The following is a 12,660-nucleotide window of genomic DNA, read 5'->3' as shown; positions in this document are numbered from 1 at the left end:
GAATTGGCTAGCGGGAGCCCGCTATTGCCGTTCTAACAGTGCCAGGCGACGTTCCGCCTGTTCACGGTTGTAGTGATCTTCTACCACTGGCGGCTTGGTCAGCGCAGCCGGTGCGTTGGCGTAGGCTGCGAGGTTCCAGGCGGCGCGGTTGGCTTTGCGGTCGGTGTCGGTGATGGTATCCACAAAGCCGTTTTCCTTGGCTTCCTCTGCGGTGAACCACGTTTCCGCTTCCATCCAGGCGGCTAGCTGCTCTCGGCTTGCCCCGGTGCGCTTTTCGTAATCTGCAAGAATGCTGTCATCGACCTTGGCGAGCAGATCGATTTGCTTTTGGTGATCGCGCTTGTTGCCCATAGTGAGCGTCCATGCTTCGTGGATCATGAAGAAGCCACCGGGGGTAATCTCCACTTCATCGCAGGCACCGGCCACGTAGGTGGCAGCGGATGCGGCCAAGCCTTCGATATGGCAAATGGTTTTGGCTTTTACCTGAGCCAGCGCGGTGGCCATGGCCCGGCCTTCAAACACATCGCCACCGGGGCAGTTCATGCGGAGGTGGATGGTGGCAACATCCAGCCCGCGAAGCTCTTGCACGAACTGGGCAGCGCTGACGCCGTACCAATCGCCTATGGCGTCATACAGGTAGATCTCGGCTTCATCGCCTTCCACGGCCACCTTGAAGTCACGCGGGCGGTTAACGTTGTCCAGGAAAAGCTGGAGCAGCTTGGGCATCGGCATTGGATTTCCCCTCGGGTGTGTAGAGCTGGTCGCCGCCTTCGATCGGCGGCAGGTTCTCTTTTGCCCGCACTTCGTTTTGCGTCATAAAGCCGGGGTTTTGTGTTCCACCTAGCGCGCCCTTGTAGTATTCAGAGCGGGTCTTAGCGTCGCCACGCAAAAGCGCAGCCACGTTGAATTCCGCAAAATGGCGACGGTCACGGAACAGCTTTCTATTGAGTTCCTGCACAGCTCGCGTTAAGTGAGGCTGAAGGGTGTAGATGATGAAGCCCAAGCCCATCTGCTCCAGTCCGCTACCCCAGCTGGTGGACTTCTCGTTAGCGTTGATCATCCAGCCCGGCAGGCCAAACGCCCGGGCAATGTCGGTTACCTGGAACTGGCGTGCCTCCATCAGCTGCGCATCTTCTGAGCTCATGGTGATCTGGTGCACCTTGGCACCGCCCACCAGCATGCCCGGCAAGTGAGCGTTAGCGGTGCCGGTGTGTCGTTTCAGCCAGTTATCACGGATACGGTCGATCTGTTCCTGCGTGGGCGTTTTGTCCATGGTGATGACGTGATCCGGGCGCGCCCCGTTGGAGAAGAACCGGGCACTGTACTCCTCTGCCGCCAGTGCAAGGCCTATGCCCTGCTTGGCGGCCAAGCCAATCACGGAGGGGCTGCAAATGCCGTTAAAGCCAACGTTAGGTAGGTGGAACACATCGTCTTGATCCAGCCCTTTGTAGCCCGGCCCTGCTGAAGACGTAGCATCAAGCTGGGCGTGGTAGCGCAGCCGACCATCCTTTTTTTCGATGATGGTCTGGTTGCGTGCTAACGGCTCGATCTCTACCACTTCACCTAATCGATTACGCTTGAACCAACCCAGGCCATCGCCACGCAATAGCATTGAGGCTATTAGGAATTCCCACATTGACGCTGATGTAAAACCAGGGCCTGCCTCTTGGTTGAGTATCCACCAGAGGTCGTGATCAATACGGCGCTTACCGGTAGCGGTGCGCTCATAGATATGCACCGGCATGGTGCCCACCGCACCGGCTAACATGCGGACGCTGGCGTAAACCGCCGTCACCCGCATCGCGGTTTCCGGCGTGACCACCGGGCCTGCAAAACTGGGGTTGACCTGAAACAGCTCCATCATGCCGTTGTAGTCAGAACTGCTAACCGCAGATTCTCCCTCTGTGGCATTGTTTAGTTGAGGCGTGACGGTTGGCTCTTCGCGCACCGCAGGCCCGGCATTGTTGCCTGTTAGTCGGTTCAGTAAGTTGCGCACGGCATCTCCAGTCACAGCAGAATAAAGTCAGGGTCGCCACCGTCGTCTTCGAGCACGCCTAGCGTTAACGACGTTGCCATCACGGCGGCAACGATGCCGTCCACACGGCCGGTGGATTTCTTCTTATCAATCTTGCGATTACCCGCAGGGTCTTCGCTATAAATCGCGTTTGCAGCGCACCACGTCAGCACAGGGTGTCCGGAGTGGCGTAACACGCCGTTAATTAGCCGTGTTTCAAATTCATCCACTGCTGGAGCCATGGTTTGGAACCCTTGGCGAACAGGTTCAATCGGTGGCAGCGTGACGGCTTCGTCATCAATCAATGCTATGAGATCTTCTATGCGCCACTGGTCGTAGCCAATACGCTGCAGGTCGTACATCGCGGCGATCTCCGAAAGCTGATGCAGCACGTGGCGTTTGTTAATCGCTTTGCCCGGTGTGGTCAGCAAGTAGCCCCGTTCCTGCCAGAGCGTGTAGGGCACGCGGTCTTTTTCGGCCTTACGCGCCAAGCCCTCTTCTGGCAGCCAGAAGTAAGGGATCATCCGCCACACGGGGTCATCCGGTACCGGCTCAAACATCAACACTAAGGCGGTTAAATCCTGGGTACTGGAGAGATCCAGCCCCGCGTAACAGCGGCGGCCTAGCAGGCTATCGTGATCAAACTCTTTATCTTGCGTGGCTAACCAAGCATCGCGACTGATCGCGGGGTTGTCCGCCTGCACCCACATGCAGAAGTTGAGACGCTTAACGGTGGCCTCTTTACTGGGCATGCCGCGTGCTTGGGTCACCTGCTCACGCAAGTACTTCAAGCCGGGGATGCCATACGCCAACGATGGGTTGGCCTTGTACCAGCACTCTTCGCTTTCAAACGGGTCGTCGGTTTCATCCAGGCAGCAGACGAAGCCGAAGAACGAATCGTCTTCCAGCGCGCCACTGGCTACCTTTACCGCGTAGTCGTGGTAGTCCCAACATACCGATAGTCGGTCGGTACCAGAGTTGGTGATCATGAAGATCAGCGCTTGCTCGCGGCTCTTGGTACCGGCCCGCATCATCTCTACTACTAGCGGGGTTTTGTGCTCGTGAATTTCATCCAGCAGCGCGACGTGTGGCCGTGGGCCTGATTGCCCATCGTCAGCCGCCACCGTGCGAAAGAAGCTGCTCGTTTTGTGAAAGGCTAGGTTGTACTCCTTGCCCACCGCGCCCGATTTGACGATGCGCGTGGCGAGCAGCGGCGACTGATCGACCATGGCCACCGCGTCGCGGAACAGGATTTGCGCCTGGTCTTTCTTCGTCGCGGCCGCGTAGACTTCGGCGCGCTCCTCTCCATCGGCCACCAAGCCATAGAGGCCCACGCCTGCCGCCAGTGGCGACTTGCCCGAGCCCTTCGCCGTTTCAACGTACGCCACGCGGAAGCGCCGCCAGCCGTCATCTGATTTCCAGCCGTAGAGGCAACCGACGATGAACGCCTGCCACGGCAGCAGGTGAAACGGCTCACCTTCAAAGCGCCCACCGTTGAGCCGTAGTACTTCCTCAAAAAAACCAATGGCGTGGTTGGCCGCGCCCAGATCCCAATAAAGGCCGCGTGCTTCGCTCTCTTCCAGATCGCGCAAGTGGCGTGCGCAGGCATCGCGCACTTGGGGCCCCGCAATCAGTTCACCGTCCGCTACCGCCTGAGCAAACGCCGTCGCCCGGTCATCACAGACCGTATTTTGCGGCGGTTTCTTTTTGCTCATTGGGGAACAGTTCTCCTTGTCCTACGGTGCCGGGGCCAAGTTTGGCGCGGGCGCTGGGGTTCAGGCCGAAGCTATCGCCCGCTTTACGCATGCGTTCTTCGGCACGGTTGGCTAGCTGCATCCAGGCGCTCATCTGCTTGTAGCCGCTGGGGGTCACTTCGACCATGCCCTTGTCTTCCAGTGAAGCGATCTTCTCGCGGGCGGCCTTCCAATCGCCCCACGCTTGGCAGTAAACGGCCAATTCCGCACGGTCTACCTTGGTGATCAGCCCCAGGATTTCCAGGTCTTTCACGATGCGCCGCCACTCGGCCTTGGCATCCTTGGTCAAGAAGGAAGGGCACGGCGGCGCTTCTACTTTCAGCTGGGGCGCCTGGCCCGTGTCGTGAAATTCATGTGCGCCCTTCTTGCTTGGGTTGCCGCGCAGTAGATGGACGTTCCCCGGCAACGGGCGGCGTCCAGAGTTCTTATTGCCAGCCATGGAAACCTCCAGAATGTGAAATTGGTCGGCACTAAACCGATGAAATGCTAGGCTTTGGATGCCCTCAAACCGATATACCCCCCTCCCATTTTTCCCGCTTGCACAAGAAAAGGGGGCGTATCGGTCTAGAGCCGAAAAGCCCTGAACTTTTGACTCCCCCCATGCCTGACAACGAGAAAACCCTCACTGATGGCGCAAAAGCCAAAAGTGCAGCGTCACGCCCAGTGATGATGCGGGTCAGCGGGCATACCCTCGGCATCACAGCCAGGCAGCGCGCCTCCCTTCTCTAATCGCTGCTTGTCGATGTCGTGGCACGGCTTGCACAGGCTCTGCCAGTTCGACCGTCGCCAGAACAGCTTCAGGTCGCCTTTATGCGGTTTGATGTGGTCGACAACCGTGGCCGCCGTGACCCTTCCCCGGCGCTGGCAAAACACGCACAGCGGGTTAGCCCTCAGGTACTCCGCTCGCGCCTTCTGCCACTTGTACCCGTAGCCACGCTGAGCGGATGAACCACGGCGCTGATCGTAGTCGCTCATTGCTCCCCCGCAGACCCAGGCTTGAGCAACAGCTGATACACCGACTCACGATCCGCATTGGCCCGCCTTCTCAGCGACTCATAGTCCGCCAGCAACTGGAGCAAGTCGCGGTTGTGCGACACACGCCGCTGAGGCTCACTCAGGGGCGTCAGCAGGTGCGGGGGCACTTCCGGTGCCACCACCACGGGAATCGTCATCGTCGGTGGCGAGCTCGCGCACCCAGTCGCTAACAGCAGCAGGCAGAGGCTGCCCAGCCCAATCGCTAGTCGTCGCATCGTCTCTCTCCAGTTGCCGCGCCGTGTTGCGCATCATGTCTACTAGCTCAGCGTCACGCTGCAGCTGCTCGTCTCTTGCCGAGAGCACCGCGCTCAGCGTGTCGATCTGCTCACGCTGCCAGCGCTGGTGTTCCTGCAGGATCTCCACCTGTTCGTGGGCTCGAGCCAACCGGCTCTCCGTCACCGAGAGCTGCAGCGCATACTCACGCGCCTGCATGCCCGCATACACCGTGATGCCCAACAGCCCCGCAATCATCCAGCCTGATAAGTTGCCCATGATGCGCTTGATCATTTCAGCCACCTGCCAATCAGCTTTTCGTAGAGTTCATCTGCACGCGTGCCAAACCACTCCGTGCCTTTGAACGCGATGAAGGCACCGATCGACGCCGCCAGACCACCCGGCAACCCCAGATAGTGCAGCACCGGGAACAGCCCGAACGTCAGGCAACCGCACAAGATGGCCTCCAACCACGACTGCCGCGCCTTGTTGCCCGCGTGCAGGCCACGAATCAGCGCCACGACGAACGCCAAACCACCGGCATAGATCTGCGGCCAAACCAGCGCGATATAGGTCAGCAACTGCTGCCAAAGGTTAGGGTCACGTCCCGGCATGAGAGAACTCTTTGTCGAATGAATGTCACGCCGCCCGCGCCGCGTCCGCGATTACCTCGGCCACCGCATCCAACAGCGCCTCACGGTGCGTCAGGAACTGGTACAGATCGTTGGCGTTGGAGAGGAAGAACAACTCATGAATGATGCCGCCGCCGTCGCTCACGAACGCCAAGCGGTGATGCTGCCCCGCGCTCTCCGGCTTGGCGCCACGGTTGGCGATGCCTAGCACCTCTGACGTCACGCGGCACAGCTCGGCACCCAACGGCTTGTTGAACGCCCGAGACAGCGTTTCCACACCCGTGGCACCAGGGCCGCCCCCGTTGGTATGAAACTCGATGGCAATGTCGCAGCCGGACGCCATGGCCGTCGCCGTGCGCAACGGCAGGTTCTCGCCCGGTTCACCGTCGAGCACATGGCGAATACCCAGCTCAGCAAGCCTAACGCTCAGGTCATCGCGGAACGCCAGCACCTTGTCGGCTTCCTTGTGCCCGTTCGCCACGATGCCCGGCACCGTATCGCTGTGCCCAGCCGAAAGCATCACCGTTTTGCGCTGAGGGGGCCGCTGCGGCACCGCGTTCACCTGATCGATCCAACGCATGCCCATTTGGCCACCTCCTCAAATAAAAATGCCCCGCACAGCCGAAGCCATGCGAGGCACCGCCCACCACGAGCGGGAGCACTGGTTATCTAGCGCCCAACAAAAAGCCCCAACGCAATGGTTGGGGCTTAGTGGTTCAGGCGCATCTACTAGACTGAACCGCCCCGGCTTTACCGGAGACTCCATATCTTGAGAGGATGGAGTTATGAACTCACCAAAACGATATTCCCCAGAAGTCCGGGAGCGAGCTGTTCGATTAGTCCTTGAACAGCAAGGCGAATACCCGTCCAAGTGGGCGGCGATCTGCTCCATTGCCAGCAAGTTCGGCTGTACACCAGAGACTTTGAGAGCCTGGTGCAAACGCACAGAACTCACGCAGGAAAACAGCTCGGTTAACCTGCCTGAAAATGAACGACTCAAGCAGCTAGAGCGTGAAAACGTCGAATTGAAGCGCGCTAATGAAATTCTCCGTAAGGCGGCTGCTTTTTTCGCCCAGGCGGAGCTCGACCGCAAACCCAATTGATGGTGTCATTTATCGACGAGCATCGTGCTCAGTTCGGGGTCGAGTCGATTTGTAGTCAACTGCCAATCGCCCCATCGACGTATTACCACCACAAGGCACTTGAAGCTGATCCTGAACGGCGGGCAGACCGGTATCGACAGGATGCGTTTCTTACCGCTGAGATTCAGCGCGTGTGGGAAGAAAACTTCTGCGTCTACGGTGCCCGTAAGGTCTGGCGGCAACTCCGCCGTGAAGGCGTTAATGTTGCTCGTTGCACTGTAGAACGGCTCATGCGCCGCCTAGGAATTCGCGGCGTGGTGCGAGGCCAACGCCCCTTCACGACCCTCAGTGATCCCGGCCAGAAACGGGCACCTGATTTAGTGAAACGTGACTTTACGGCTATGCGTCCTAATCAGCTTTGGGTAGCCGATTTTACCTATGTCGCTACCTGGTCTGGCTTCGTTTACGTTGCGTTCGTTATCGATGTTTATGCACGCTGTATCGTGGGTTGGCGTGTAGCGACGTCGATGAGAACGGCACTGGTGCTGGACGCTCTGGAGCAAGCTCTGTGGGCACGAAAACACAGACAAGGGTTGATCCATCATAGTGATAGGGGAAGCCAATATCTCTCGATCCGCTACACCGAGCGTATGGCTGACGAGGGTATCAATGCCTCAGTCGGCACCACCGGCGACTCCTACGACAATGCGCTGGCTGAAACCATCATCGGCTTGTTCAAAACGGAGGTGATCCATCATCGTGGCCCATGGAGGGGACTGGATGCCGTTGAGTATGCCACGCTGGAGTGGGTTGACTGGTTCAACAACCGCCGACTGCTGGAACCCATCGGAAACGTTCCACCAGCAGAACGAGAAAGGACGTATTATCGTCAACTGGAAGAGTCGGGTGAAGCTGCTTGACTCAAACAAACCGGTCTCCGGAATAACCGGGGCGGTTCAAGACAGTAGCTGAATGGTGAGCCTTGACTCCGGTGGCATCAAGCCGTTTTTAATGCCAAACGAAAAATCTAATTACAAAGTTGGGCATGGTTAGGCAAACATCGAAAGGCATGAATGATTAGGCCCGTTTTGAGCGGCGGTGGTTGTCCTTCAACGCCTGCTGGATTTCGTAATGCATGCGATGCAGGCGGTCATAGTAAGTGCTTTCAGCGAGTCCAAGGCGCTCAGCTTTCGCGTCGTTGTACCCATTCCATAGGTAATGCTCATGGGCTAACACCTGGTACTCAGCGCTCAGCCCGTTCACGGCCTTTTGCACTTCCCAGGCGGCATCATCCATATCGCCCAGGCCTAGAAGATCACGCGAGCCTTTGGGGCCACTAGGCGGCATCACGCCGCCAAACTCCGCCAAGCGTCCCAGAGGTGAGCATTGACGCATTCCCCGGCCTTTCAGCTGATCGGCCCAGTGGTGCAACAAATCATCGATCTCTTTCAGCATTGGTTTGCTCCGTGGTGGTGGCACTTTTTAACCCTAGATCAATTCACCCCAACCCTAGACACACCATAGACACTTAAAAACTTAATACTTACATAGCTTTATAAATAATTGTCTAGGGTGTCTAGGGTATCTAGGGTTTTCCCTATATAGGGGAAATTTAAAAAGGTGGTGTGGATAACTGCCTAGTAATAGCGTGAGCGCACCCGCGCGCGCGTGTGAAACCCTAGACACCCTAGACAGGTTCGCATAACCCATTGTTTAAAATTGGTTTTCATTGTCTATCCTTGGCATAGAACAGCCTAGACATAGCCTAGTGACCCTAGACATTAATCATCGAGTGGTGAGCCGCCATACGGCTTGACCCAACCCTGGCACTTATCCCAGCTCGCAGGGTTCCAGCCCGCTTCTAATGCCTGGTCCCTAAACGCCTTGACCAAGGCACCCAGCTTTTTACCATCGCTCAGGTCTACCCCATCAGGTGGGTTCGGGAGGAAGAAGATAGAGCGCTTTCGGGCGTTATCCATGTCATACCACCAGAGCTGCTTATCCGTCTTGAGCACCTGCGTACTGATAAACAAAGAGAACTTCGTTTCGCTCATGGTGTGCTCGCGGTTCTTACTGCACCACTCAAGGTAGAGGTCGTGAACATCCTGCGTCCTAGCCACCGTGAAAGGCACACCTAAGATACCCTCACGCCATGCCACCAGGAAGTTTTCCCAGCTTGCACGGCTCAATGCCACCAACCGCTCACGGGCGGGGGTCTTAGGTGGCCGTGTGCGTTCGTCAAAGTCGCCGGTGTCATAGTTGAGCAGATAGTGATAAAACGCCTCGATGCCGCCATTCACCAGCTCGCGGCCTATCGCTTTGCTCGCTTCAGGAGGCAGTGTCTTCTCGGGCCAGATCACCAACATACGCCGGTCATGCTCGCTGATCGGCCACGGCATGATCTCATTGGAGAGAAACGCCGCATTCATGTAGTTGGCCTGTTCCCAACCGTTCATGAATTTAGCTTCAACGCGCATCGTCTTGCCGGTGACCATGTGCTTGATCTTGCCGACCTGGTTATAGCGCTGGTCGCGGCTCACGACCTCCTCGAACACACCGTAAAGCTTACTCTCCTGCCACTGGTTCCAGTTCATCTCCAGCTGAGCCTGCCCCACCGTGGCCGAATAGATGCCGTAGATCGCCCCCATGATATCCGACAACAGCAACGACTTGCCCGACCCTTCGATCGTCGAGTGAGCCAGCACCGCAGTATCTAGCTTGGCGCCTAAGTTCTGCAGCGGGTAAGCCAGCCAGCACGTCAGCCAGTGCGTCGCGTCTGGATCGTTGCTACATAGCCACTGAATCAGGTAATGAATCGACTTGCATCGCTCGGGCGCATCGACCGGCTCCAGTGGCAGCCCCTCAAACGTGTTGATATGCTCGCCTGGGCTCTGCGTCATGCCCGGGTCGAAGATCAAGCAGTCATGGGGAATTTGCCGACGCTCTGGCGAATTGATCCAAAGCGACCACGCATCCCCCAACGCCAACTGCACCGCCCTGGCGGGCAAGCGCTGCTTTAGCTGGCGGTCCCATATCTCTTGGGTACCGTCCAAATAAACGTAACGCTCAGTCGGCGGCATGCCCATTTTGCCGCGGCTCGCCTTTTGCTTACCCGCCAGCTTCGCCTCTGCCACCTGCATACGCGCCTGATCCGGGTCGATCAGCTTCTTATCCTGCCGTTCCACCCACTCTTTGGCTAACGACTTAGAGGTCAGTGCCTCAAACGCCCCCCATTTGATCAACCGCCTACGCACCAGGTCATATACCTGCTTCTCACCTTCCAGCAGTGCAAAGCGGCGATGAACGCTTTCGCTATTCCATTCTGGCGCCTCCCCCACGCCCCCCGAAGGTGCAGCAGCGGCCACCGGTGCCGGGGGCTGCCATTCAGAGGGGGCCGGGGGGAGTTCTGCATCATTCGCCGCGTCGGCTAATTGCGCGCTGATTTGCTCACGCACGGCCGCAAGGCCACGCGCTGCATGAAGATCGTTCCAATCCGGCATCAGGCCACCTCGCCTAACTCAGCAAAAACGGCACGGCATCCATACTCAAACGCCAACGCTTCCGCTTTGGTTCTGCCAGGGTTCCCTTCCGTCTCTACGTCATCATCACCGCAGATCACCAGCTGCGCTTGCGGGTACAGATCGCGCAACTGAGGCACCACGCGGGCCATGTTGCCCGCATCCAAAGCCACCGCCATCGGCCACCCCATCGCTTCATGAACGCTGGCCCCGGTGGCGTAACCTTCCACCACGCCAATAATGCTAGGCGGCTCTTGCCACGCAATACGGTGCCAGCAACCACTCTTGCGGCCAAACTTCGGAAACAGCTTCGTGCCCTTCCCGTTGATCACCTGCAGCGCCCACAGCACACCGCCGCCATCGTACAGCGGCAGCACCACATCACCCACGCGAAGCTGAAACAGATGCAGGTGATCCGGTCGGGGCGAAGGCAACTGGTCAAAGAAATCCTTCACCTCACTGCCTGCCCACACGCTGGCCGCTTCCACGTTGGCATCAATGCTCACCAGCACCGCCCGCTTCACGAACAGCACACCATGAGCACCCACGCCTTTGGTTTCCAGGTACGCTGCTGAACCTTCCGCCGTTAAATGCCTTTCAACTACCTGCTGGCAAGCCCGAGATACCGCCTGTTGCATACGGGCCAACTTCGCCTGATCGGCTTCTACTTGCGCGGCTGCCTTACGGCGTCGCTCCTCCTGCTCAGCCTTCAAGCGCTTCCGATCTTCCGGCGTCATCGCCTTTCGCTCACGCTGCCAGCCGTTATCACTCGCCAGCTTGATGATGGTGCCCAATCGCACATGGCCCACCTGCAAGCTACGCCACACGCTTTTGGCATCCGCCGCGTTATAGCTCGCCCCGCCTTGGCTCCATTCGTCCCAGGCAAACCAACCATCATCGCCATACTCAGTCTTGACGGCGTTGCCGATGTTGACCCACGTCTCGCGGTCATCGGCGGGGATATGTGTCAGAGCTAAGCGCAATTCGTCTATGCTAAGGAGGTCATTCATACTTCACCCCCAAAGGCAGAATTATGCAGCTTACACCTACCCATATTGAAATTTTGAAACGTGCAGTTCCTTTGAAGCAGACAGAGATTGATGTGAGCCAGATGGATGCAACATTTGAGGAGGTGATCAAATGTTGCGAAGAGCTCGAACAAGAGAGCATGCTGGATTTCGAGGATCCAAGAACTCAGCTTGGCACGAATCGCGAACTTCCTAGCTTTAAAGATGCCAATCAAAAAATTTGGATCACTATCTATCCGGCTGGCTTGAGAGCAATAGGCAAGTAGAGTTAATTGCATCATCGCCCCTCCAACACAGTCTGACACGCCACACACAACTGAACGCCCGGCAACGCCTTACGGCGCGCTGCCGGGATCGGCTCGTCACACTCTTTGCAGATCGCACGGCTGGCCAGTGCGCTCGGTTGATACTCGCGGGCTTTCAGCGCCTGCTCAGTACGCCACTCGATGTAATCGTTCGCCACATCCGCCTTATCCATGGCTCACCTCCCCATCAAACTGCTGAGCACATACCAGCAGCGCCTGAACCGCGCCAAACAGTTGGCCTTTCAGCTTTTCCAGCTCCGCTTTTTCATGGTCGTGGTACTTGCCATCGCGGCGGTGCTCGCTGATCCGCGTGAGCAGTTCAGACACTTGGCTGGATAAGTTCGCCACCGAGTTCAACAGATGTTGCTCGCTGCACTCGTTCGTTGCTTCCTGGTACTCGAACCAATGTGCCCCCGGCACCAGGGCCAGCAGCGAATCCAGAATGCGCGGATCGCGGGTGGCTTCCAGCACATGCTCCAGATCGTCGATGGTCAGTTTGTGATTCTCGGCGTTGGGGTTTAGCCGATGCTGCAGCGTGGTAGCAGGCAGTCCGTAGATGGCGGCAATGGCTTTGCCGCCTCCGAGGTAGTCACGCGCCGCGTGATACAGCGCCAAGTTAAGGGGCAGGATTTCGCGCTCAGCGCGCTCCTTTGAGGTTGGCCAGCGTTTAGACATGGCATTACTCCCGTTTCTATGCCATGCGTTACCGCTCCCCCGTGGTGTATGATGGGAAGAGTAACGCAGGCGGCTTTATTGGTTTGCTCACTTGCGTTGCTACAAGTCCAGTGTGGGAACGTCTGTGGTGGGCAGACCCTCACTGGCAATAGCTGAGCGGGATTGCAGTCCCGCTCAGCACCTCAAACAGCCCTATTAGGCTGATTTCTCAGATTCATTTACCCTTTGCGCTCTCAGCTTGCCTTCCGTCAATACATCGATTTGCCATTGGCGGGTTTTAGGTACCGTTTCCGGCCACATGCTCACTGCTTGGGAAGTCAGCCCCAAAGCCTTCGCTGCCGCCTTCACGCTACCAAAATGCTCAATTACATCTGATTTACGCATGTCGCTCACCCAGGTAAATA

16 protein-coding genes and 1 other annotated feature are annotated in these 12,660 nt (G+C 57.7%); of the genes, 2 read left to right on the top strand and 14 right to left on the bottom strand.

Annotation, left to right across the window (positions count from 1 at the left end; translation table 11 throughout):
- Positions 1-21 precede the first annotated feature (21 nt).
- The 8 genes from CTT34_RS01585 to CTT34_RS01550 all read right to left on the bottom strand — a co-directional run bounded on the left by CTT34_RS01585 (position 22) and on the right by CTT34_RS01550 (position 6,234).
- Positions 22-726: a head maturation protease, ClpP-related gene (locus tag CTT34_RS01585; RefSeq protein WP_217352976.1), complete on the bottom strand. Its 705-nt coding sequence runs from the start codon at positions 724-726 to the stop codon at positions 22-24.
- Entirely contained in the window at positions 689-1,996 is a 1,308-nt protein-coding gene (locus CTT34_RS01580) for a phage portal protein (protein WP_217352975.1), read from the bottom strand. The genes CTT34_RS01585 and CTT34_RS01580 overlap by 38 nt, the downstream gene beginning before the upstream one ends.
- Positions 1,997-2,007: 11 nt before the next feature.
- Positions 2,008-3,729 carry a terminase large subunit gene (locus tag CTT34_RS01575; protein WP_159340756.1) on the bottom strand — a complete coding sequence of 574 codons (1,722 nt, stop codon included), beginning with the start codon at positions 3,727-3,729 and terminating at the stop codon, positions 2,008-2,010.
- Positions 3,692-4,207, bottom strand: coding sequence for a phage terminase small subunit P27 family (locus CTT34_RS01570; protein ID WP_159340755.1), 516 nt, complete (start codon positions 4,205-4,207; stop codon positions 3,692-3,694). Before CTT34_RS01570 ends, CTT34_RS01575 begins: the two co-directional genes overlap by 38 nt.
- Positions 4,208-4,422: 215 nt before the next feature.
- Positions 4,423-4,743, bottom strand: a complete 321-nt coding sequence (locus tag CTT34_RS01565; RefSeq protein WP_159340754.1) for an HNH endonuclease — start codon at positions 4,741-4,743, stop codon at positions 4,423-4,425.
- A gap of 135 nt (positions 4,744-4,878) precedes the next feature.
- Positions 4,879-5,310, bottom strand: a complete 432-nt coding sequence (locus tag CTT34_RS01560; protein WP_159340753.1) for a hypothetical protein — start codon at positions 5,308-5,310, stop codon at positions 4,879-4,881.
- Entirely contained in the window at positions 5,307-5,630 is a 324-nt protein-coding gene (locus CTT34_RS01555; RefSeq protein WP_074211129.1) for a phage holin, lambda family, read from the bottom strand. Before CTT34_RS01555 ends, CTT34_RS01560 begins: the two co-directional genes overlap by 4 nt.
- A 25-nt stretch (positions 5,631-5,655) precedes the next feature.
- Positions 5,656-6,234: an N-acetylmuramoyl-L-alanine amidase gene (locus tag CTT34_RS01550; RefSeq protein ID WP_159340752.1), complete on the bottom strand. Its 579-nt coding sequence runs from the start codon at positions 6,232-6,234 to the stop codon at positions 5,656-5,658.
- Between the two features lie 199 nt (positions 6,235-6,433).
- On the opposite strand from CTT34_RS01550, the gene CTT34_RS01545 reads away from it, so the two are divergent.
- A protein-coding gene (locus tag CTT34_RS01545) for an IS3 family transposase (RefSeq protein WP_159340751.1) occupies positions 6,434-7,650 on the top strand; the annotation gives its coding sequence in 2 pieces (ribosomal slippage) (positions 6,434-6,719 and positions 6,719-7,650; 1,218 coding nt in all).
- Positions 6,709-6,825: a sequence feature (AL1L pseudoknot), on the top strand. Its footprint overlaps the gene before it by 117 nt.
- A gap of 157 nt (positions 7,651-7,807) precedes the next feature.
- Here the strand turns inward: CTT34_RS01545 and CTT34_RS01540 are convergent.
- The 3 genes from CTT34_RS01540 to CTT34_RS01530 all read right to left on the bottom strand — a co-directional run bounded on the left by CTT34_RS01540 (position 7,808) and on the right by CTT34_RS01530 (position 11,258).
- Positions 7,808-8,185 carry a hypothetical protein gene (locus CTT34_RS01540; protein ID WP_159340750.1) on the bottom strand — a complete coding sequence of 126 codons (378 nt, stop codon included), beginning with the start codon at positions 8,183-8,185 and terminating at the stop codon, positions 7,808-7,810.
- 326 nt (positions 8,186-8,511) lie between these two features.
- The gene (locus CTT34_RS01535) at positions 8,512-10,230 is read right to left on the bottom strand and encodes a DUF5906 domain-containing protein (RefSeq protein ID WP_159340749.1); all 1,719 of its coding nucleotides are present in this window, start codon (positions 10,228-10,230) and stop codon (positions 8,512-8,514) included.
- Positions 10,230-11,258, bottom strand: coding sequence for a PriCT-2 domain-containing protein (locus CTT34_RS01530; RefSeq protein ID WP_159340748.1), 1,029 nt, complete (start codon positions 11,256-11,258; stop codon positions 10,230-10,232). Before CTT34_RS01530 ends, CTT34_RS01535 begins: the two co-directional genes overlap by 1 nt.
- Positions 11,259-11,281: 23 nt before the next feature.
- Between CTT34_RS01530 and CTT34_RS01525 the strand changes: the two genes are divergently transcribed.
- Positions 11,282-11,542, top strand: a complete 261-nt coding sequence (locus CTT34_RS01525) for a hypothetical protein (RefSeq protein ID WP_159340747.1) — start codon at positions 11,282-11,284, stop codon at positions 11,540-11,542.
- An 11-nt stretch (positions 11,543-11,553) separates the two neighbouring features.
- Here CTT34_RS01525 and CTT34_RS01520 read toward each other — a convergent pair whose 3' ends face one another.
- The 3 genes from CTT34_RS01520 to CTT34_RS01510 form a co-directional block, all read right to left on the bottom strand.
- Entirely contained in the window at positions 11,554-11,754 is a 201-nt protein-coding gene (locus tag CTT34_RS01520) for a TraR/DksA family transcriptional regulator (protein ID WP_159340746.1), read from the bottom strand.
- The gene (locus CTT34_RS01515) at positions 11,747-12,256 is read right to left on the bottom strand and encodes a phage regulatory CII family protein (protein ID WP_159340745.1); all 510 of its coding nucleotides are present in this window, start codon (positions 12,254-12,256) and stop codon (positions 11,747-11,749) included. The genes CTT34_RS01520 and CTT34_RS01515 overlap by 8 nt, the downstream gene beginning before the upstream one ends.
- A gap of 195 nt (positions 12,257-12,451) precedes the next feature.
- A complete protein-coding gene (locus CTT34_RS01510; protein WP_159340744.1) occupies positions 12,452-12,640 on the bottom strand; it encodes a Cro/CI family transcriptional regulator in 189 nt (62 codons plus the stop codon).
- Between the last annotated feature and the right edge of the window lie 20 nt (positions 12,641-12,660).

The organism is Halomonas meridiana, from assembly GCF_009846525.1.
Classification (GTDB): domain Bacteria; phylum Pseudomonadota; class Gammaproteobacteria; order Pseudomonadales; family Halomonadaceae; genus Vreelandella.
Note: the sequence above shows the minus strand (reverse complement) of the source record. Positions and strands in the feature narration are given on the sequence as shown.

Excerpts from the sequence above, each read along its gene's own strand:
- CTT34_RS01585 (WP_217352976.1), bottom strand. The coding sequence starts at position 726 with ATGCCCAAGCTGCTCCAGCTTTTCCTGGACAACGTTAACCGCCCGCGT.
- CTT34_RS01575 (WP_159340756.1), bottom strand. The coding sequence starts at position 3,729 with ATGAGCAAAAAGAAACCGCCGCAAAATACGGTCTGTGATGACCGGGCG.
- CTT34_RS01570 (WP_159340755.1), bottom strand. The coding sequence starts at position 4,207 with ATGGCTGGCAATAAGAACTCTGGACGCCGCCCGTTGCCGGGGAACGTC.
- CTT34_RS01565 (WP_159340754.1), bottom strand. The coding sequence starts at position 4,743 with ATGAGCGACTACGATCAGCGCCGTGGTTCATCCGCTCAGCGTGGCTAC.
- CTT34_RS01560 (WP_159340753.1), bottom strand. The coding sequence starts at position 5,310 with ATGATCAAGCGCATCATGGGCAACTTATCAGGCTGGATGATTGCGGGG.
- CTT34_RS01555 (WP_074211129.1), bottom strand. The coding sequence starts at position 5,630 with ATGCCGGGACGTGACCCTAACCTTTGGCAGCAGTTGCTGACCTATATC.
- CTT34_RS01550 (WP_159340752.1), bottom strand. The coding sequence starts at position 6,234 with ATGGGCATGCGTTGGATCGATCAGGTGAACGCGGTGCCGCAGCGGCCC.
- CTT34_RS01540 (WP_159340750.1), bottom strand. The coding sequence starts at position 8,185 with ATGCTGAAAGAGATCGATGATTTGTTGCACCACTGGGCCGATCAGCTG.
- CTT34_RS01535 (WP_159340749.1), bottom strand. The coding sequence starts at position 10,230 with ATGCCGGATTGGAACGATCTTCATGCAGCGCGTGGCCTTGCGGCCGTG.
- CTT34_RS01530 (WP_159340748.1), bottom strand. The coding sequence starts at position 11,258 with ATGAATGACCTCCTTAGCATAGACGAATTGCGCTTAGCTCTGACACAT.
- CTT34_RS01525 (WP_159340747.1), top strand. The coding sequence starts at position 11,282 with ATGCAGCTTACACCTACCCATATTGAAATTTTGAAACGTGCAGTTCCT.
- CTT34_RS01520 (WP_159340746.1), bottom strand. The coding sequence starts at position 11,754 with ATGGATAAGGCGGATGTGGCGAACGATTACATCGAGTGGCGTACTGAG.
- CTT34_RS01515 (WP_159340745.1), bottom strand. The coding sequence starts at position 12,256 with ATGTCTAAACGCTGGCCAACCTCAAAGGAGCGCGCTGAGCGCGAAATC.
- CTT34_RS01510 (WP_159340744.1), bottom strand. The coding sequence starts at position 12,640 with ATGCGTAAATCAGATGTAATTGAGCATTTTGGTAGCGTGAAGGCGGCA.